The sequence below is a fragment of the Chromobacterium indicum genome (assembly GCF_039708975.1).
GTDB classification, from domain to species: Bacteria; Pseudomonadota; Gammaproteobacteria; order Burkholderiales; family Chromobacteriaceae; genus Chromobacterium; species Chromobacterium piscinae.
Map to the genome: position 1 here is coordinate 12,321 of NZ_JAYFSJ010000024.1, position 19,009 is coordinate 31,329.

Annotated in this window: 19 protein-coding genes; 7 read left to right on the plus strand and 12 right to left on the minus strand. The window is 67.9% G+C overall.

All coding sequences use genetic code 11. The features are described from left to right. The first annotated feature begins 27 nt into the window (after nucleotides 1-27). Nucleotides 28-573 (plus strand): cytochrome b, encoded by a 546-nt coding sequence (locus tag VA599_RS23120; protein ID WP_346790843.1) that lies wholly within the window; start codon nucleotides 28-30, stop codon nucleotides 571-573. A gap of 12 nt (nucleotides 574-585) precedes the next feature. Here VA599_RS23120 and VA599_RS23125 read toward each other — a convergent pair whose 3' ends face one another. Further along, entirely contained in the window at nucleotides 586-1,572 is a 987-nt protein-coding gene (locus VA599_RS23125) for a LacI family DNA-binding transcriptional regulator (RefSeq protein ID WP_346790844.1), read from the minus strand. 187 nt (nucleotides 1,573-1,759) lie between these two features. Here VA599_RS23125 and ptsP point away from each other — a divergent pair, with 187 nt between their 5' ends. The 5 genes from ptsP (at nucleotide 1,760) to VA599_RS23150 (ending at nucleotide 10,216) form a co-directional block, all read left to right on the plus strand. Next, nucleotides 1,760-4,261, plus strand: coding sequence for a phosphoenolpyruvate--protein phosphotransferase (gene ptsP / locus VA599_RS23130; protein WP_104947599.1), 2,502 nt, complete (start codon nucleotides 1,760-1,762; stop codon nucleotides 4,259-4,261). Further along, on the plus strand, nucleotides 4,258-5,214 hold the full coding sequence (gene pfkB, locus VA599_RS23135) for a 1-phosphofructokinase (protein WP_346790845.1): 957 nt from the start codon (nucleotides 4,258-4,260) through the stop codon (nucleotides 5,212-5,214). The genes ptsP and pfkB overlap by 4 nt, the downstream gene beginning before the upstream one ends. A gap of 30 nt (nucleotides 5,215-5,244) precedes the next feature. Further along, nucleotides 5,245-6,909, plus strand: coding sequence for a PTS fructose transporter subunit IIC (locus VA599_RS23140; protein WP_346790846.1), 1,665 nt, complete (start codon nucleotides 5,245-5,247; stop codon nucleotides 6,907-6,909). A gap of 183 nt (nucleotides 6,910-7,092) precedes the next feature. Continuing rightward, the gene (locus VA599_RS23145; RefSeq protein WP_021475704.1) at nucleotides 7,093-8,970 is read left to right on the plus strand and encodes an NAD(P)-binding protein; all 1,878 of its coding nucleotides are present in this window, start codon (nucleotides 7,093-7,095) and stop codon (nucleotides 8,968-8,970) included. 13 nt (nucleotides 8,971-8,983) lie between these two features. Next, nucleotides 8,984-10,216 carry a c-type cytochrome gene (locus tag VA599_RS23150; protein WP_346790848.1) on the plus strand — a complete coding sequence of 411 codons (1,233 nt, stop codon included), beginning with the start codon at nucleotides 8,984-8,986 and terminating at the stop codon, nucleotides 10,214-10,216. A gap of 171 nt (nucleotides 10,217-10,387) precedes the next feature. Here VA599_RS23150 and VA599_RS23155 read toward each other — a convergent pair whose 3' ends face one another. From VA599_RS23155 to VA599_RS23180, 6 genes are all read right to left on the minus strand, one after another. Further along, nucleotides 10,388-11,023, minus strand: coding sequence for a glutathione S-transferase (locus VA599_RS23155; protein ID WP_021475706.1), 636 nt, complete (start codon nucleotides 11,021-11,023; stop codon nucleotides 10,388-10,390). Next, entirely contained in the window at nucleotides 11,020-11,559 is a 540-nt protein-coding gene (locus VA599_RS23160; protein WP_021475707.1) for a GNAT family N-acetyltransferase, read from the minus strand. The genes VA599_RS23155 and VA599_RS23160 overlap by 4 nt, the downstream gene beginning before the upstream one ends. Continuing rightward, a complete protein-coding gene (locus tag VA599_RS23165) occupies nucleotides 11,543-11,959 on the minus strand; it encodes a GFA family protein (RefSeq protein ID WP_021475708.1) in 417 nt (138 codons plus the stop codon). Before VA599_RS23165 ends, VA599_RS23160 begins: the two co-directional genes overlap by 17 nt. Nucleotides 11,960-12,040: 81 nt before the next feature. Next, nucleotides 12,041-12,496: a hypothetical protein gene (locus VA599_RS23170; RefSeq protein ID WP_021475709.1), complete on the minus strand. Its 456-nt coding sequence runs from the start codon at nucleotides 12,494-12,496 to the stop codon at nucleotides 12,041-12,043. Nucleotides 12,497-12,533: 37 nt separating this feature from the next. Then, the gene (locus VA599_RS23175) at nucleotides 12,534-13,427 is read right to left on the minus strand and encodes a LysR family transcriptional regulator (RefSeq protein ID WP_346790851.1); all 894 of its coding nucleotides are present in this window, start codon (nucleotides 13,425-13,427) and stop codon (nucleotides 12,534-12,536) included. Nucleotides 13,428-13,581: 154 nt separating this feature from the next. Further along, entirely contained in the window at nucleotides 13,582-14,367 is a 786-nt protein-coding gene (locus tag VA599_RS23180; RefSeq protein WP_346790852.1) for an enoyl-CoA hydratase, read from the minus strand. 353 nt (nucleotides 14,368-14,720) lie between these two features. Between VA599_RS23180 and VA599_RS23185 the strand changes: the two genes are divergently transcribed. Continuing rightward, nucleotides 14,721-15,398, plus strand: a complete 678-nt coding sequence (locus VA599_RS23185; RefSeq protein WP_346790854.1) for a sulfite exporter TauE/SafE family protein — start codon at nucleotides 14,721-14,723, stop codon at nucleotides 15,396-15,398. Here the strand turns inward: VA599_RS23185 and VA599_RS23190 are convergent. From VA599_RS23190 to VA599_RS23210, 5 genes are read right to left on the minus strand one after another with little or no spacing between them, the layout of a single operon-like run. After that, nucleotides 15,379-16,275, minus strand: a complete 897-nt coding sequence (locus VA599_RS23190; RefSeq protein WP_346790856.1) for a metal ABC transporter substrate-binding protein — start codon at nucleotides 16,273-16,275, stop codon at nucleotides 15,379-15,381. The two genes, VA599_RS23185 and VA599_RS23190, sit on opposite strands and share 20 nt — an antisense overlap. A gap of 18 nt (nucleotides 16,276-16,293) precedes the next feature. Then, the gene (locus VA599_RS23195; protein ID WP_346790857.1) at nucleotides 16,294-17,169 is read right to left on the minus strand and encodes a metal ABC transporter permease; all 876 of its coding nucleotides are present in this window, start codon (nucleotides 17,167-17,169) and stop codon (nucleotides 16,294-16,296) included. Further along, nucleotides 17,169-17,912: a metal ABC transporter ATP-binding protein gene (locus tag VA599_RS23200; protein WP_021475715.1), complete on the minus strand. Its 744-nt coding sequence runs from the start codon at nucleotides 17,910-17,912 to the stop codon at nucleotides 17,169-17,171. The genes VA599_RS23195 and VA599_RS23200 overlap by 1 nt, the downstream gene beginning before the upstream one ends. Further along, entirely contained in the window at nucleotides 17,909-18,094 is a 186-nt protein-coding gene (locus tag VA599_RS23205; protein WP_021475716.1) for a hypothetical protein, read from the minus strand. Before VA599_RS23205 ends, VA599_RS23200 begins: the two co-directional genes overlap by 4 nt. After that, nucleotides 18,091-19,008 carry a CobW family GTP-binding protein gene (locus VA599_RS23210; protein WP_021475717.1) on the minus strand — a complete coding sequence of 306 codons (918 nt, stop codon included), beginning with the start codon at nucleotides 19,006-19,008 and terminating at the stop codon, nucleotides 18,091-18,093. Before VA599_RS23210 ends, VA599_RS23205 begins: the two co-directional genes overlap by 4 nt. Between the last annotated feature and the right edge of the window lies 1 nt (nucleotide 19,009).

The window sequence follows — 19,009 nt, forward strand, 5'->3', positions numbered from 1 at the left end:
GTTCCAATCAAAACTAAAGGAGCCGACATGTTGCGCAATACCTCCCACAGTTACGGCAAAGTCGCCCGCGCGCTGCACTGGCTGTGCGCGCTGGCGGTGATCGCCGCGCTGGTCTTCATCGAGCTGAAAGGCAACGTTCCCAAGGGCGACCCGGTCCGCAGCGGCCTGGGCTACGCCCATGTTCAGGCCGGGCTGATCGTCCTGCTGCTGGTGCTGCCGCGGCTGGCCTGGCGCTTGGGCAATCCGCCGCCCGGCATTTCTCCCGCGCCCAGCCCGCTGATGAAGCTGCTGGCCCATGCCGGGCACTGGGCGCTATACGCGCTGATGCTGGCGCTGCCCATCCTGGGCATCGCCTTCATTCAGGCCAAGGGCGGCGAAGTGGCTCTGTTCGGCCTCGGCCTGCCCTCCTTCATGCCCAATAGCCCGGAGCTGGGCAAGAGCCTGAAGGAGCTGCACGAACTGCTGGGCAATGTCTTGCTGTGGCTGAGCATCCTGCACGCCGCCGCCGCCGTGTGGCACCACTTCATCGTCAAGGACGATACCGTCACCCGGCTCACCGGCCCGATACGCTGAACGCGGCGCGTCTCAGCCGCGACGCTGGCTGGAGCCGCGCTCCACCAGCCGGCCCGCCAGCACCACCTTGCGCAGCGGCCGTTCCGGCCGCTCAAGCCGCTCCAGCAGCATTTCCATCGCTGCGCGGCCGATCTCGTCGACCGGCTGCTCGATCACCGTCATGCCGGGATCGGCCAGTTCGGTCCAGCTGTCGTTGTCAAAGCCGGCCAGCGCCAGTTGGCCCGGCACCGCGATGCCAGCCTCGCGCACTGCCTTCACCGCGCCCAACAGCAGCAAGCCGTTGCTGGCGATCAACGCCTCCGGCGCGTCCGCCTCCCGCAGCCACGCTGAAGCCGCGGCCTGAGCCGCCTCGGCGCTGGGCGCGACGAAGCGCGCCGCCGCCGGCAGGCCCGCCCCCCGCATTGCCTCTACAAAACCCGCGTGGCGCTCGGCGCCGGTGCTGCTGGTATTGCCGAACAGGCCGCCGATGCGGCGATAGCCGCGGCCCAGCAAATGCTCGACCAGTTGCGCGGCCGCTGTCCGGTTGTCCAGCAGCACCGCGTCGCAGCGGGCAGCGGGACCCGCGCGGTCTATCATCACCACAGGGAAGCCCAGACCGGCGACGTCCAGCGAATCGGCAGTGGCGCGGGTAGCGGCGAAAATCACCCCGCTCACCCTCTCCTCTTGCATCAGCCTGAGGTACATCGCCTCCTTGTCCGGATTCTCATCGGTGTTGCACAGAATCACCCGCATGCCGGCCCGATAGGCGACATCCTCCACCGCCCGGCTGACCGAAGTGAAAAAAGGATTGCGGATGTCCGACACGATCAGGCCTATGGTGCGAGAGGCCTGCGAACGCAGCCGGCGCGCCGACAGGTTGGGCCGATAGCCGCTCTGGGCGACGGCGGCCTCCACCTTGGCGCGCAGCGCGGCGCTGACCGGGCCGTTGCCCAGCACGCGCGACACGGTGGCCACCGACACGCCGGCCAGCAGCGCGACATCCTTGATGCTGGTAGTCATTTTTTGGAAATCGTTTTCAATTAACGGAAGCGATGTTGCGCCAGCGCACACCCGCTGGCAAGCGCAGAATAGCGACAGTTATCCGGATTGCGCCACAAGTTTGATTTTAACCAGTTCTGTCTGATTGACAGGAAAAATGTAATCGTTTTCAATGCCAGCCATATCGAGCCCAAAAACGAGGTAAGCCGTGTCCGACGCCCTGCTCACTCCGCAACTGATACGCCTGGGCTGCCAGCCCGCCGGCAAAGAGGCCGCCATCCGCGAGGCGGGCCGCATGCTGGCCGACGCCGGCTGCATCGCGCCCGACTACATAGACAGCCTGCTGCGCCGCGAGGCGGTGGCCAACACCTACCTGGGCAACGGCATCGCCATTCCCCACGGCATGGTGGAAGACCGCGCGATGGTGCTGCGCACCGGCGTCGCCATCCTGCAGATTCCAGCCGGGCTGGAATGGAACCCCGGCCAGCACACCCACCTGCTGTGCGCGATCGCCGCGCGCTCCGACGACCACCTGGTGATGCTGCGCCAGCTGACCCGGCTGCTGCAGGACGAGACCCGGCTGCTGCCGCTGTTCTCCACCGAGAACAGCGCCGACCTGATCGCCGCGCTGGAGCAAGCGCCGGAAAACCCGCCGCCGGACGCCGAGGCGCAGGACCTGGACGCCTGCGATGAATGGCGGCTCGATTACCCCAATGGCCTGCACGCCCGCCCCGCCGCGTTGTGGGTGGAGGCCGCGCGCCGCAGCCCCGCCCAGCTGCAAGTGCGCCACGGCGGCCGCGTAGCCGACGCCAAAAACCTGATCTCGCTGCTACAGCTGGGCCTGCGCCAGGGCGACCTCGTCGCCGTGTCCGCGCGCGGCCCGCAAGCCGAGGACGGCGTGCGCCAGCTGCTCAAAGCGATGCGCGAGGCCAGCCTGGCCGAGCAGACCGCCGCCGCCATCGCCGCCCAGCGCGCCGCCGGCGCGCGCAAAACCGCCGGCTGGCAACCCGCCGGCCCCTTGATCTCCCTGCCCGGCATCGCCGCCAGCCCAGGCCTCGCCATCGGCACCGCGCGCATCCTCGCCAGCCACCAGCTGCACGTGCCAGACCGGCCGATCAGCCTGGCCGAGGGCGGCGACCGGCTGCACGAGGCGCTGGCCGCCACCCGCAAGCAGCTGGCCGAACTGGCCGACGCCACCCAGGCGACGCTGGGCGCCGGCGAAGCCGGCATCTTCCGCGCCCAGGCCGAGCTGTTGAACGACACCGACCTGATCACGCTCAGCTGCCAGCTGATGGTGGCCGGCCATGGCGTCGAGTGGTCGTGGCACCAGGCGGTGGAGCGGCTGGCGGAGAAAATCTCCGCGCTGGGCAATCCTCTGCTGGCCGCCCGCGCCGCCGACCTGCGCGACGTCGGCCGCCGGGTGCTGTTCCAGCTGGACCCGGCGCTGCAAGGCCATGCGCCGGCCGAGTTCGGCCCCGACACCCTGCTGCTGGCCGCCGATCTCGCGCCGTCGGACACCGCCAGCCTGGACCTCGCCCGCGTCAAGGGCCTGGCCACCGCCCACGGCGGCCCCACCGCCCACACCGCCATCCTGGCGCGCACGCTGGGCCTGCCGGCGCTGGTGGCCGCCGGCCCGGCGCTGCTGGATGTGGCCGACGGCAGCCCCGCCATCCTGGACGGCGACGCCGGCCGGCTATACCTGAACCCCAGCGACGCCGACCTCGCCTCCGCCCGCGCCTGGCAGCAGCGCCAGCGGGAAGACCAGCAGAAGCAGCAGGCGGAGCGGCAGCAACCGGGCCAGACCGCCGACGGCAAACGCATAGAGATCGCCGCCAACATCAATCGCCCGGACCAGGCCGCCGCCGCGCTGGAGGCCGGCGCCGAGGGCGTGGGCCTGATGCGCACCGAGTTCCTGTTCCTGGAGCGCGACGCCGCGCCGGACGAGGAAGAACAGCTGAAAACCTATCTGGCGATGCAGCAGGCGCTGCAAGGCCGGCCGCTGATCGTCCGCGCGCTGGACATCGGCGGCGACAAGCAGGTGCCCTACCTGAACCTGCCACATGAGGACAATCCCTTCCTCGGCATGCGCGGCGCGCGGCTGCTGCTGAGCCGCCGCGAGCTGCTGGAGCCGCAGCTGCGCGCGCTGTATCGCGCCGCGAAGGCCGGCAAGCCGCTGTCCATCATGTTCCCGATGATCAGCTCGCTGAAGGAGATCACCCGCCTCAAGGGCCTGTGCGAAGGCGTGCGCAAGGAGCTGGACGCGCCGCCGGTGCCGATCGGCATCATGGTGGAAGTGCCGGCCGCCGCGCTGCTGGCCGACCAGTTCGCCCCCTATGTCGACTTCTTCTCCATCGGTACCAACGACTTGACCCAATACGCGCTGGCGATGGACCGCCAGCACCCCGAGCTGGCCGCCGAGGCCGACAGCCTGCACCCGGCCGTGCTGAGGCTGATCCGCCAGACCGTGCAAGGCGCGGCGGCGCACCAGCGCTGGGTGGGCGTCTGCGGCGGCATCGCCGGCGATCCGCAAGGCGCGGCGGTGCTGGCGGGACTGGGCGTGGACGAATTGTCGATGAGCCCGCACGACATCGCCGCGGTGAAGGCGACGCTGCGCCGCCACAGCCACGCCAGGCTGCGGGAGCTGGCGGAGCAAGCACTCGCCTGCGACAGCGCCGAGGAAGTGCGGCAATTGCTGGAGGCGCTGGCATGAGCGGCGCCATCCACACCGTCACCCCCAATCCGGCGCTGGACCAGACCGTGACCCTGGACGCGCTGCGGGCGGGCAGCGTCAACCTGGCGCGCGCCGCCCACGTCAACGCCGGCGGCAAGGGCGTCAACGTCGCCTCCTGCCTGGCCGACTGGGGCCTGCCGGTCCATGTCCACGGCCTGCTCGGCCGCGACAACAGCGGCCCGTTCGAGCAGCTGTTCGCCGACAAGCGCATCGACGACCGCATGCAACGGGTGGCCGGCGCCAGCCGCGTCAACATCAAATTGGCCGATCTGGAAACCGGCGCCACCACCGACATCAATCTGCCCGGCCCGGAGACCGGCGAGGCCGAACTGGCCGCGCTGGCCTCCGGCCTCGCCCAGGTCGGCGCCGGCGATCTGGCGGTGCTGGCCGGCAGCCTGCCGCCCGGCCTGCCGCGCGACGCGCTGGCGCGGCTGTGCGCCCAACTGAAGCGGCAAGGCGCCTGGGTGCTGGCGGACAGCAGCGGCTCGCCGCTGGCCGCCATGCTGGCCAATCCGCCGGAGGCGCTGCCCGACTGCGTGAAACCCAACCGCGAGGAGTTGGCGCAATGGGCCGGCCACCCGCTGCCCGCCCTGGACGACGTGGTCCGCTGCGCGCGCGGCCTGCAGCGGATGGGCGTCGGCCGGGTGGTGGTATCGCTGGGCGAACAGGGCGCGCTGCTGGTGGACGCCGACGCCGCGCTGCTGGCCAGCCTGCCGCCGCAGCGGCCGCTGAGCACCGTCGGCGCCGGCGACGCGCTGGTGGCCGGCCTCGCCGCCGCCAAAAGCCAGGAACTGGACGCCGCCGACAGCCTGAGGCTGGCGGTGGCCTTCGCCGCCGCCAAGCTGCAGCGCGTCGGCCCCCACCTGCCGCCGGAACAACAGATACGAGAGCTGGCCGCCGCCGTCAGCCTGCAAACCCTGGACGCGGCTTGAGCCGCGCCCGCTGAGAAACAGGGGAAACACATGAGCATCGTCGCCATCATCCGCGCGGGAGAGCGCAGCACCCAGGCCAGGCTGGCCGCCGAAGCGCTGCGCCAGGCCGCCCAGCGGCAAGGCAAGCGGATAGACATCGAGATCGACGGCCAGCCGGCGCTGGACGCCGGCATCCTACAAGCCTCCAGCCAGATCCTGCTGGTGGACTGTCCCGACGACGGCCGCGCCGGGCAGCGTCCCGTGCGCCGCGCCACGCTGGACGCGGTATTGGCCGATCCGGCCGCACAGCTGGACGGCTCGGCGGCGGCCGAGCGCGCCCTCAGCATTGTCGCCATCACCGGCTGCCCCACCGGCATCGCCCACACCTTCATGGCGGCCGAGGGGCTGGTCCAGGGCGCCAAGGCGCTGGGCCACGCGATGCGGGTGGAAACCCAGGGCTCGGTCGGCGCGCAGGACGCGCTGACCGACGCCGAAATCGCCGCCGCCGATCTGGTGGTGATCGCCGCCGACACTCAGGTGCAGCTGGACCGCTTCGCCGGCAAGCGGCTGTTCAAGAGCGGCACCAAGGCCGCCATCGGCGATGGCAAGGCGCTGATCCGCCGCGCCATCGAAGAAGCGCGGCCATGGGAAGGCGCAAGCTCGGCCGCGGCCAAGACCGCCAGCCAGGAAAAAGCCAAGGACGGCCCTTACCGCCACCTGATGACCGGCGTGTCCTTCATGCTGCCCTTCGTCACCGCCGGCGGCATCCTGATCGCGCTGGCCTTCGCGTTGGGCGGCATCTACGCCTTCGACGACGCGCACAAGGGCACGCTGGCCTGGTCGCTGTTCCAGATCGGCGCCAAGTCCGCCTTCGCGCTGATGGTGCCGATACTGGCCGGCTACATCGCCTACTCCGTCGCCGACCGCCCCGGCATCGCCCCCGGCATGGTGGGCGGCATGCTGGCCGCCAGCCTGGGTTCGGGCTTTCTCGGCGGCATCGTCGCCGGCTTCATCGCCGGCTACGGCACGCGGGAGCTGAACCGCCGGATCAAACTGGGCCAGCATCTGGACGGCCTGAAGCCGGTGCTGATCCTGCCGGTGCTGGGCTCGCTGCTGACCGGCCTGCTCATGATCTACGTGGTGGGCCAGCCGGTAGCCGCCGTGCTGGCGGCGCTGACCGAGGCGCTGAAGGGCATGCAGGGCAGCAGCGCGCTGGCCCTGGGCGCGCTCCTGGGCGCGATGATGGCCTTCGACATGGGCGGCCCGGTCAACAAGGCGGCCTACGCCTTCGCCACCGGCCTGATCGCCAGCCAGGTCTACACGCCGATGGCGGCGGTGATGGCCGCCGGCATGACGCCGCCGCTGGGCATCGCGCTGGCCACCCGATTGTTCCGCGACCGTTTCACCGTCGACGAGCACGAGGCCGGCAAGGCCGCCGCGGTGCTGGGCCTGGCCTTCATCAGCGAGGGCGCCATCCCCTTCGCCGCTCGCGATCCCTTCCGGGTGATTCCGGCCTTGATGGCCGGCTCGGCGCTGGCCGGCGCCATCTCGATGACCATGGGCGTGGAGCTGAAAGTGCCGCACGGCGGCGTGTTCGTGCTGCCCATTCCCAACGCGGTGGAGCACCTGGCCAGCTATCTGGCGGCGCTGGCTGCCGGCACCCTCGTCACGGCATTGGCGCTGGGCCTGCTGAAGAAGAAAATCGTCCAGGCCTGATCCCGCCGCCGCGTTGCCATCCCCCGCCTTTCCAAGCCCGGCCCCGCCGGGCTTGTCCATTTCCCCGCCCCGCCCGCCATTTCCACGGCATAAAAATTAACTATATTTACAATTTGTTATAATGGAACGCCAGACAGCACGCAGAGGCTGCTGGTTTATGCCAACAACAACACAGGAAAAGCCATGTCCATTACCCGACGAGACTTCCTAAACGGTTTCGCGCTGACGGTGGCTGCCGGGCTCACTCCGCTGGAAATCCTCCGTGCCGCACCCCGACAGATCAGCGCCAGCTACTATCCGCCTTCGCTCACAGGATTGCGCGGCAACCATGACGGCTCCTTCGAAAACGCGCACAAACTGGGCCGCGCCCACCACGCTTTCAATCTGGGCGGCGCCAAGGTGGAAGAGCATTACGACCTGGTGGTGGTAGGCGGCGGCATCAGCGGCCTCGCGGCCGCGCATTACTATCGCAAGAAACATCCGCAGGCCAAGGTGCTGATCCTGGACAACCACGACGACTTCGGCGGCCACGCCAAGCGCAACGAGTTCAAGGTCGGCAACCGCCTGATGCTGGGCTACGGCGGCACCGAATCGCTGCAGTCGCCCAAGCATGTGTTCAGCAAGGAAGCGCTGGCGCTGATGAAGGAACTGACCATCGACATCGATGGCCTGGCCAGCCACTTCCACCGCAATTTCTACCCCGACCTCAAGCTGTCGCGCGGCGTGTTCTTCAATAAGGAAGACTTCGGCGTGGACAAGACAGTCGGCGGCGACCCCTACCTGCAGGTGGCGGACGACATCGATCCCAAGCGCCTGAACGCGCGCCCGATCCGCGACTTCATCAACGACTTCCCGATGTCGAAGAAGGACCGCGACGCGCTGATCGATCTGCACACCAGCACCCGCGACTACCTGGGCGACATGCCCAAGAACAAGCGCGAGGCTTATCTCGCCAAGATCAGCTACAGTACCTACCTGTCCCGCCACGTCGGCCTGAGCGCCACCGCGATCCGCTTCTTCCAGTCGCGCAGCAACGACTTCCAGGCGGTGGGCATCGACGGCCTGCCGGCGCTGGACGCGCGCAACCTGGATCTGCCGGGCTTCCACGGCGTGGCCGGCCTGGGCAAGATCAGCGCCGAGGCGGAAGCCGAGCTGCGCGACCCCTACATCTACCACTTCCCGGACGGCAACGCGTCCATCGCCCGCCTGCTGGTGCGCAAGATGATCCCGCAAGTGGCGCCGGGCAAGGACATGAACGACATCGTGCTGGCCCGCTTCGACTACAGCAAGCTGGACCTGCCGGAAAATCCGGTGCGGCTGCGCCTGAACAGCACTGTGGTGCGCGTGGAAAACGCCAAGGGCCCGGTGGATGTCGGCTACCTGGACAAGGGCGGCAGGCTGCACCGCGTGCAGGGCCGCCACGTGGTGATGGCCTGTTACAACATGATGATCCCGCACATCATGCCGGAACTGGAAAACGACCAGAAACAGGCGCTGGCGATGAACGTCAAGGCGCCGCTGGTCTACACCAAGGTGGTGCTGAAGAACTGGGACAGCTTCATGAAGCTGGGCGTGCACGAGCTGTACTGTCCGTCCATGCCGTACAGCCGCATCAAGATGGACTACCCGGTGGACCTGGGCGGCTACCAACACCCGCGCAAACCGTCCGAGCCGATGTGCCTGCACATGGTCTACGTGCCCACCATCGCCGGCTCCAACCTCGACCCGCGCACCCAGTGGAAGATGGGCCGCGCCAAACTGCTGTCCATGCCGTTCTCCGAGCACGAGGGCATGATCCGCAGCCAGCTGCAACGCATCCTCGGCCCCACCGGCTTCGACCACAACCGCGACATCGCGGCCATCACCGTCAACCGCTGGTCTCACGGCTATTCCTACTTCCTCAACTCGATGTACGACGACGAAGAAGAGTCCAAGCGCATCATCGCCACCGCCCGCCGCCCGGCCGGCAAGGTAGCGATCGCCAACTCCGACTCCGACTGGAACCCGTACACCCACGCCGCCATCGACCAGGCATGGCGCGCCGTCAACGAGCTGAGCTAACAGGAACACCGTGATGAAACTGATGAAAACCCTGGGCCTCGCGGCCCTTCTGGCCTGTGCGGCGAACGCCGCCCTGGCGCATGTCGACACCGAGGGCGTGCGCCGCGGCGCCTACCTCGCCCGCGTGTCGGACTGCATCGCCTGCCACAGCGCGCCCGGCGGCAAGGAAAACGCCGGCGGACTGCCGATGGATACCCCGGTGGGCAAGATCTACTCCACCAACATCACGCCGGACAAGGAAACCGGCATCGGCAATTACAGCTACGAGGACTTCGCCCGCGCGCTGCGCCGCGGCGTGGCCAAGGAAGGCCATTCGCTGTACCCGGCCATGCCCTACACCTCGTTCGCCCGCATCAACGACGACGATATGCGCGACCTGTACGCCTACTTCATGTACGGCGTGCAGCCAGTGAAACAGGCCAACCGCGACAGCGACATCCCCTGGCCGCTGTCGATGCGCTGGCCGCTGACGCTGTGGCGCTGGATGTTCCACGACGACAGCCGCTACCAGCCTGACGCCGCCAAGAACGCCGAGTGGAATCGCGGCGCCTACCTGGTGCAGGGCATGGCCCACTGCGGCACCTGCCACACCCCGCGCGGCGTCGCCTTCCAGGAAGTGGCGCTGAGCGAGAAGAAGCCCGGCTACCTGACCGGCGCGCAGCTGGCCGGCTGGTACGCCGGCAACCTGACCGGCGACGCGCGCGAAGGCCTGGGCGGCTGGTCGGCCGAAGAGCTGGTGCAATACCTGCAAACCGGCCGCAACCGCTACACCGCGGCCTTCGGCCCGATGGCGGAAGTGGTGCACTACAGCAGCCAGCACATCAACACCGCCGACCTGTCGGCGATCGCCGTCTATCTGAAGAGCCTGCCGGGCGCGGGCGCGGCCGACATCGCCCCGGTGCGCACCGGCGCCACGCTGTTCTTCGAGAACTGCGCCACCTGCCACCAGGCCAATGGCCAGGGGCATGACAAGGTGGTGCCGGCGCTGGCCGGCAGCTCGGCGGTAATGGCGCGCGACGCCACCTCGCTGATCCGCGTGGTGCTGGAAGGCGGCGTCAACGCCCGCACCCGCCACCTGGCCTGGGAATACAGCATGCCGGGCTACGCCCAGCAGATGAACGACCAGGAAGTGGCCGACGTGCTCACCTACATGCGCCAAAGCTGGGGCAATGCCGCCAGCCCGGTGGCCTCCGGCGACGTGGCCAAGGTGCGCGGCATCGTGGCCGACAGCGCGCATCAGAAGTAATTCCATCAAGCGCCAATGACGGCGCCGCCGCATTGTGAAATGCGGCGGCGTTTTATTTTGCCCTTGTCTCAGGACGCAGTCAGCGTGAACGCATCGCGGCGCCTCACGGCTTTGCCCCGGGCCATTGAAATCGAGCCGTAGCTTTCGATTGCACGCGCGGGCGATAGCGCATTAAAACCGGACCGGGTACACGCCATCGCCATACGGCGCCGCCCGGAACGCGTCCAGCGCCTCCGCTCGCGCGGACAGGGCGGCCAACGCCGGATACTCATCTTCCGGCACGATGTCAGCCGTCATCCGCCTGCTGAAGTGCCAGGAGACGGCAGTGCTCAGCCAGGCCTGATCAATGGCCCCGCCGCCGATATCCGGCACGCCGGATGCCAGCTCCCGCTCCAATTCGTCGTAAGCGGCCAGCAACTGGCTGCTGATCCGCTCCAGCCAGGGCTGGTAGCGCGCGTCTTCAGGGCGCAGCTTGCGCTCGTAAACGATCTGCACGCTCTTCTCGCACGCCACCAACGCCAGCCCGGTCACCCGCAGGCTACGCAGCAGGCGCTGCGGATCGGACGGCAGCAGGCTGCGCCCCGGCGAAATCGACTCCGCGTACTGCAGGATCAGCGTGGAATCCATCAGCGCCGTGCCGTCGTCGCAGATCAGCGTGGGAGCCTTGACCACCGGATTGATCTCCCGGAACCGGTCGAATGCGCTGAACACCGATAAGGGATGGTGTTCGAATGGAAGGTCCAGCAACTGCAGGGAAACCGCGACGCGGCGAACATAAGGGGAATCCAACATCCCGATCAGCTTCATGGCGCTTCTCCATCATGGGCAAAATCAGTAGAAGGCGGCCACAGCCATTGCGCCAGCGGCTCGCCGTCGTCGTCCAGCGCCACCTCGCCGCGGACGAAACCCAGCTTGTCCGCCACCCGAGACGACGCGGCATTATCCGGATTGATCCGCGCCAGCACCCGGCGCGCGCCGCCGCGGATGACCGCCTCCTCCAGCAACAGCCTCACGGCGGCGGCGGCAATGCCGCGCCCACGCCGCAGCGGCGCCACCCCGTAACCGATCTCCACCAGCCCCAGACAGGGAGCGCCCTTGAAGCCGCACGCGCCGACAATCGCGCCGCGCTCATCGATCATCGCGTAGGGCAGGCTCCAACGCTCGGCCACGCCTGACGCCAGCAAGCGCAATGCCCGGCTTGCCACTTCCGGCGGCGGCAAGGCGCCCTCCTCGCAGCGGCGGCCCAGGCTTGCCGGCTGCCTGCCGGCGGCCAGATCGGCCAGCACTCCGGCCGGCAAGGCCTCCAGCCGGATAAAGGGAAAGCGATCAGACGAAGCGGACATCGGGGATCCAGTTGCGGGCGCGCCGCGCCAGCCTCTCCGCTTCGCTCTCGCCATCGAACGATACGTCGGCCGCATCGCCCAGCGGCAGGCCAGGCGTCTCGAAGGCGTTGACGCTGACCACGGCGCGCAAGCGGCCGCCGATCTCGCTGGTGACCAGCGGCGCGGCGCCGCAATCGGAACAGATGTGGAAGTCGGCGGTGCGAGTGCCGAAGCGGTAATGCGACACTCGTTGCGGATTGCGCAGCGCCACCTCCAGCCTGCCGGCGGGAGAGGCGGTCCAGACGCCGCCATGCTTGCGGCAGAAGCCGCAGCCGCAACGTCGAGCGGGGATCGCCGCGCCGTCGGGCCAGTCGAGTTCGAAGGAAATATTGCCGCAGTGACAGGCGCCATGGATTCTCATCGCACGCTTTCCGCTGATGCCCCTCTACGGGGAGATGCGGTCAGCATACCATGCGCCTGCGCGAACCGCGGCGACCGCGGATCAGGATTGCCGCAGCACCCGCCTCACATCGCGGGCGGCTTTCAGCGGAATGCCGGAAAAGTTGGTGGCGGCAAAATGCCCGGCCTGCCGCGACGCGGTGGACAAGGCTGCGCCGGAAGCGCAGCCCACCTCAAGCGCCTGGCGCACCGCCGCGATCGGCGCCGCCCCGTCATCGGGCAGCTGCCGCGCGATGCTGCGTCCCATCTCGGTCCACAGCCTCTCGGCGGCCAGCATCAATCCACGCTGGATGTCGGCCTGGGCCTGCCATATCGAGGCGCCCGCCAGCAGACCGCCATCGATCCGCCGCTCCATCTCCCCTTCCGACAGGGCGAAGCTCGGCGTGATCGACGACAGCCAACAGCTGCACGCCTCCTGCTGAGCGTCCAGCCAGCGGCGCTGCCCCTGCTCCACCGCGCCGCAATATGTTTCCATCGCTCCGACTATCCAGCTGGCCATGCGGCCTCCTCATTCAACGGCGCTCGCGCGCCCGGACTCACGCTTGCGGACAGGGAAGCTCCCAGACCGCCAGCAACTCGCGCAACAAGGTTTCCAACACCGGATCGCCGGTCCGGTCGGCCGGATAGACAAACTGCAGCTCGGCGCTCTTGCGCAGATCAGGCACCAGCCGGACGCGCCCGGCGGCCTCCCAGGACAGCGCGTCCTCCTCGCGCACCAGGGCCGCGCCCACCCCTGCGGCCACCAGCTCCAGTATTACAGACAAGTGATCGCTCTCCGCCACCTTTTTAGGCGAGATATTGAGTTCCCGCCACAACTCTGCGGTGATCTTGGACAAGCTGGAAAACTGCGAGATGCCGACCCAGGGCAACTTGCCCAGCTCCTTCAGCCTCCCTTCCGCCGCATGCCCCGCCCAGGCCGGCGGCAAGGCGACGCGGAAATTCAGCATCTGCAAAGGCACGGTGCTGACGTTCATATAGGGGTTCTTGCCCAGATAGAAGCCCGCGTCCAGCTCCTTCTTGCGCACCAGGTTCAGCACATCCACCGATACGCCATGAGTGAGCTTCACCTCCAGCAGCGGGTGGGCGTCCGCCAGCGCCGCCACCCATGGCCCCAGCTTCAGGATGTCCGGCATCAGCGTCACGCCGATGCGCGCCTGTCCCGACAACTGGCCCTTCAACTGCTTGGCGTGGTTGATGATGTCGCGCGCGGCGGCCAGCACGCCCTGCGCCTGCGGCAGCAATTCCTGGCCAGCCCGGGTCAGGCTGACGCCGCCGGCGCTGCGCTCGAACAACTGCATGCCCACTTCTTCCTCCAGGGCCTTGATCTGCGCGGTCACCGCCGGCTGCGACAGATGCAGCAACTCGGCCGCCTGCGTCAGGTGGCCTTGCTGGGCCACGGTGACGAAGGTGCGCAACTGGTAGATTTCCATGCTCTCCCCTGCGATGCCGGCCGCAGGCGTCCGCGGCCGAATATGCCAAATGACGGCTAGGCTAACATGGCCGACGCCGCCAAAACAAAGCCGCCGGCGGCAAAACTTGCGCGCAGGCGGCTGTCGTCACATCGGCTCGCAAAGCGGCGACGGCTCAGTCGTCGTCGTCCTGCGCCCAGCCGGGCGCGCGTTTGGCCAGGAAGGCGGCCACGCCTTCCAGTTGTTCCGAACTGCCCACCAGGCCCAGCGTCGCCGCGCGTTCGCGCTTCAGATGCTCGTCCAGATTGAGATTGGGACTGTCTTCGATCAGCTTGCGCGCGGCGGCCACCGCGACCGGGCCCTGCCCCGCCACCTTGTTGGCCAGACTGACCGCGACGATCTTGGCGAAGCCCTGATCCACCACCTCTTCGATCAAGCCTATCTTCAACGCCAGCTCGGCCGACACCACCTCGCCGCCCAGAATGATGCGCTTGGCCCAGGACACGCCCACCTTGTCGGCCAGCGTCTTGGTGCCGCCGGCGGCGGGAATCAGGCCGACCTTGGCTTCCGGCAAGCCCAGCTTGGAGCCGCGCTCGGCGATGATGTAGTCGCACACCAGCGCGCACTCCAGGCCGCCGCCCAGCGCGAATCCGTTGACGGCCGCCACAGTGACGCCGCGATAGGCGCGTATCGCCTGCAGCGCGTTGGCGAAAGCCTGCAGCACCACATCCGCCGCGGCCTTGTCGCCGGCGGCGAACTGCTTCAAATCTGCTCCGGCGGAAAAAAACGCGTCGCCGGCGCCGGTAATCACCACCGAACGCACGTCATCATCCGCATTCAGCGCCTGCAGCGTCGCCGTCAGCTCGTTCAGGCCATCGGTCGTCAGCAGATTGGCAGGCAGGTTGGAAAGCGTGATGATGGCCGATTTGCCCAGCCGTTCAAGTGTCAGATACCTGGCCATATTGTGTTCCTCATGTATCCCCATTCCTTTTCATTGCAGCCCAGGCCGGATCGATCCGCCTTACGCGGCAATCGCTCCCATATCCCAGCCTGGCTCCGGGCTTGGACCGCGTCCGTCTTATAGACAGCGCCGCCCTTCTTGTCTCGCCCAAACCGCCATTTTCTTTGCAAACTGTACTTTTGGCCAGTAGGCGAAACAATTATCTTCAACCTTTTTTGTAGAATGACTGTTTCAACAATGCCAAAAAGAATCGAACAAACCGCCGCAAACCCCGTCGTCAAGCCAAATCGGCGCGTTCAAGCCGCTCTGTCATGCCCTCTGTTACCATAGAGCTTTCCTGAAGCGCTTGCGGCATGATTGAGACAAATTTCTGGATCTTGTTCCTCGCCGGCCTGCTGGGCGGCGGGCACTGCGTCGGCATGTGCGGCGGAATCGTCGCCGCGCTCACCCTGCATCAGCCGCCCGGCTACGCCCGCTGGCGGGTGCTGGCCGGCTACAATCTGGGACGCGTCGCCAGCTACGCGCTGATCGGCGCCTTGCTGGGCGGACTCGCGGCGGGCGGCCTCAGCCTGGCCTCCACCCATGCCTGGCAGCTGGGTCTGGCGGCGCTGGCCGATCTGATGCTGATCGCGATGGGCTTCTATCTGGCGGGATTCGCCCAGGCCGTCACCGCGTTGGAAAAGCTGGGACAACCAGTCTGGCGGCGGGTTCAGCCGCTGGTGGGCCGGATGCTGCCGGTGCGGTCGGCCGGCGGCGCTGTCGCGGTCGGCGCGGCCTGGGGCTGGCTGCCCTGCGGCCTGGTGTACAGCGCGTCGATCTCGGCGTTGGCCAGCGGCTCGGCCTGGAGCGGCGCCGGGGCCATGCTGGCCTTCGGCCTGGGCACGCTGCCCAATCTCTTGCTGATGGGCGTGTTCGCCGACGGCCTGCGCCGCTGGATGCAAAAACGCCCGGTGCGGCTGGCGGCCGGCCTGGGCGTGGCGGGAATCGGCTTCTGGAAGCTGATTCAGCTCGTCAGCGGAACGATTTCATGATGGTGTCGACGTTGTAGCGCATCAGCTGCAGATAGCTGGCGGCCGGGCCGCTCGGGCCGGACAGCGCGTCGGCGTACAGCTTGCCGCCTATCCGCACCTTGGCTTCAGCCGACAGCTGCTTCAATAGCCTGGCGTCGCTCATGTTCTCCATGAAGATCGCCGTCACCCCTTCTTTCCTCACCTGGCGCGTCAGCTGCGCGACACCCTTGGCCGAGGCCTCGGACTCGGTGCTGACGCCCTGGATCGCCAGCACCTTCAGCTGGTAGCGCTCGCCCAGATAGCCGAAGGCGTCGTGCGAGGTCAGCATCTTGCGCTTGGCCGCCGGCACCGCGGCGAACTGCTGCTTCGCCCAGTCGTCCACCGCCTTCACCCTGGCGGCGTAATCGGCCGCGCGGCGCTGGTACTCGGCCTTGCCGGCCGGATCGGCCTGGATCAGGCCGGCGCTGATGTTCTTGATATAGGTCTGCACCCGCGCCGGGTCGTGCCAGGCATGCGGATCGACGTCGCCGTGGTCATGGCCGTGATCCTCGTCGGCGTGCTCCTCTTCCGGCGCCTGACGGGTCTTGATGCCCTTGGAGGCCACCACGGTCGCGCCGCGGAAGTTGGCCGCTTTGTCGAGACGGGTCATCCAGCCCTCCAGGCCCAGGCCATTGGTCACCAGCACCTTGGCGGCGGATACCTTCTTGATGTCGGCCGGCGACGGCTGGAACACGTGCGCATCCTGGTCCGGACCGACCAGCGACACCACTTCCACACGGTCGCCGCCGATCTCGCGGGTCATGTCGGCGATGATGCTGAAACTGGCCACTACCGGCACCTTGGCCAGCGCCAACGCCGGCATGCCCAGCAGCAGCAAGGCAGCTAGAGTCTTCTTCATGGATTTCCCCCTATCGGTTCAAGATTCGAGATGCCGCGCGCGGATATAGCGGGGCAAGGCTCCGCCCACCGGCGCGAACAACAAGGACAACAGGTAGACCAGGCCGGCCAGCAGGATGATGGCGGGACCGGATGGCAGTTCGAAGTGATAAGACAACAGCAAGCCGCCGAGGCCGCTGAGGAAGGAGATGCCCACCGCCAGCGCCAGCATGGTCTCGATGCGCTCGGTCCACAGCCGCGAGGTGATCGCCGGCAGCATCATCAACCCCACCGCCATCAGCGTGCCCAGCGACTGGAAACCAGCCACCAGATTCAGCACCACCAGCATCAGGAACAGCAGATGCCACCAGGCGCCGCGCGCGCCCACCGCGCGCAGATAGACCGGGTCCAGGCTCTCCAGCAGCAGCGGCCGGTAGATGATGGCCAGCGTCAGCAGCGTCACCGTGGCCACGCCGGACACCAGGTACAGCGCGGCGTCGTCGACCGCCAGCACCGAGCCGAACAGGATGTGCATCAGGTCGACATTGCTGCCGCCCTTGGACACCAACAGCACGCCCAGCGACAGCGACAACAGATAAAAAGCCGCGAAGCTGGCATCCTCCTTGATGCTGGTGAAACGGGTGGCGAGGCCAGCCAGCAGCGCAACCAGCACGCCGGCGACGAAGCCGCCCAGGCTCATCGCCGGCAGGCTGAGGCCGGCGAACATGAAGCCGATGGCGGCGCCGGGCAGCACCGCGTGGCTCATCGCGTCGCCCATCAAACTCATCCGCCGCATCACCAGAAACAGGCCGATCGGGCCCGAGCCCAGCGCCAGTGCCAGGCAACCGGCCAAGGCGCGGCGCATGAAGGCGAATTCGACGAAGGGCGACACCAGAAGATCGTACAAATGTTGCATCAGGCTCTCGCTCCATCCAGGCCGCAAACCGGGGCCTGGGACTGCCAGTGGGCGGCGGTGTCCACCGCGCGCCGCAGATTGTCATCGTTCAATACCGAGGCGCTGTCTCCCCAGGCGATCACCTCGCGCGCCATCAGCAGCGTGTGCGGGAAATGCGCCCTCACCTGCAAAGCGTCGTGCAGCACCGCGACCACCGTGCGCTTCTCGCGCCGCCACTGCGCCACCAGGCCCAGCAGGTCTTCGGTGGTTTTGGCGTCCACCGCGTTGAAGGGCTCGTCCAGCAGGATCAGCTTGGCGTCCTGCACCAGGATGCGGGCGAACAGCACGCGCTGAAACTGGCCGCTGGACAGCGCGGCGATCGGCCGCAGCGCGAAGTCGGCCAGTCCCACCTGCTCCAGCGCCTCGATCGCGCGGGCCATGCCATCACGCCCCACCCGGCCGAATGGACCGCTCTTGTGCCACAGGCCGGTGCCGACCAGCTCCAGCACGCTGACCGGCATGCTGCGGTCTATCTCGGCCTGCTGCGGCAGGTAGGCGATGTCGCTGCGGCGGTGGCCGTTCAGGTCCACGCTGCCCGAATCCGGCGTCAGCGCGCCTATCATCGCCTTCAGCAAGGTGCTCTTGCCCGCGCCGTTGGGCCCGAAGATGGCGGTGGCGTCGCCGTCGGCGAAACGGCCGCTGATATGATGAACGGCCGGATGGCGCTGATAGGAGACGGTCAGATTGTTCAGAATGATGCTCATGCCAGCTCCTTCAGCGCCCACCACACCAGCAGCCACAAGCCAGCCAGCGGCAGCAGCGTCAGGGCGACACGCTGAACGGCGGACATGGCCAGCAGGCTCAGCGGCGGGCGCAGGTTGGCGGCGGTCACATGGCGGTGCGGCGCGTGGCCGTGCCCGTGATCGTGCGAATGCGGTTCGCTCATTCCAGGCACTCCTTCAGCCAGGCTTCCACCGCGGCTGCGTCGAACTCCGGCGCGATCAGCTCGAAGCGGCTGTCGCGGCGCCAGGACACCTGGGCGGCGCCCCACTGCCCGGCCGCCCAGTTCAGCCACACCCAGCTGTCCAGCACGCGGAACACGCCCTTGGCGCGAACCAGGCCAGGCACCTTGGCGGGCAGGTCGTCGAACAGCCGCGTCAGCCGCTCGCCGTCGAAATTCAATTCCGGCTCAAAAGTCCAGCCGGCCGATTGCCACGCGCTTGTGTTATCAGGCAGCGCCGCCGGACGGTAGCGCGGCTTGGCCGCCAGCTCGGCGTCCAGCCAGGCGACGTCCAGCTGGCCGTCGCGCACCTCGCCGACCAGCGACTTGGGCGGAAACAGCGCCGCCGCCTGCGCGCGGAAGGCTTCCATGGTCGGGATGTCGGCGGTGTCTATCTTGTTGGCCACCAGCACGTCGGCGATGGAGATTTGATCGCGGTACAGCGGCTGGCGGTGGTAATCGGGCTGGATGAACTGGCGCGGGTCCACCAGCGTCAGCACGGCGGCCACCTCCAGCGCCTCGCCCAAGGGCTTGGCGCGCAATTCGTCGATGACGCCAGCGGCGTGGGCCAGGCCGCTGGCTTCGATCAGCAAGCGGTCCGGCTTCTCGCGGCGCAGCAGCGTGGCCACGGTGGCGGTCATTTGCGGACCGGCGACGCAGCACAGGCAGCCGCCGGCGATCTCGGCCACCGCCAGCTCATCGTTGAGCAGCGCGGCGCCGTCGATGCCGACTTCGCCGAACTCGTTGACGATCACCGCCCACTTCTCGTGTTGCGGGCGGTTGGCGATCAGATGGCGCAGCGCGGTGGTCTTGCCCACGCCCAGAAAGCCGGTAAACAGATTGACTTTGGTCTTGTTCATG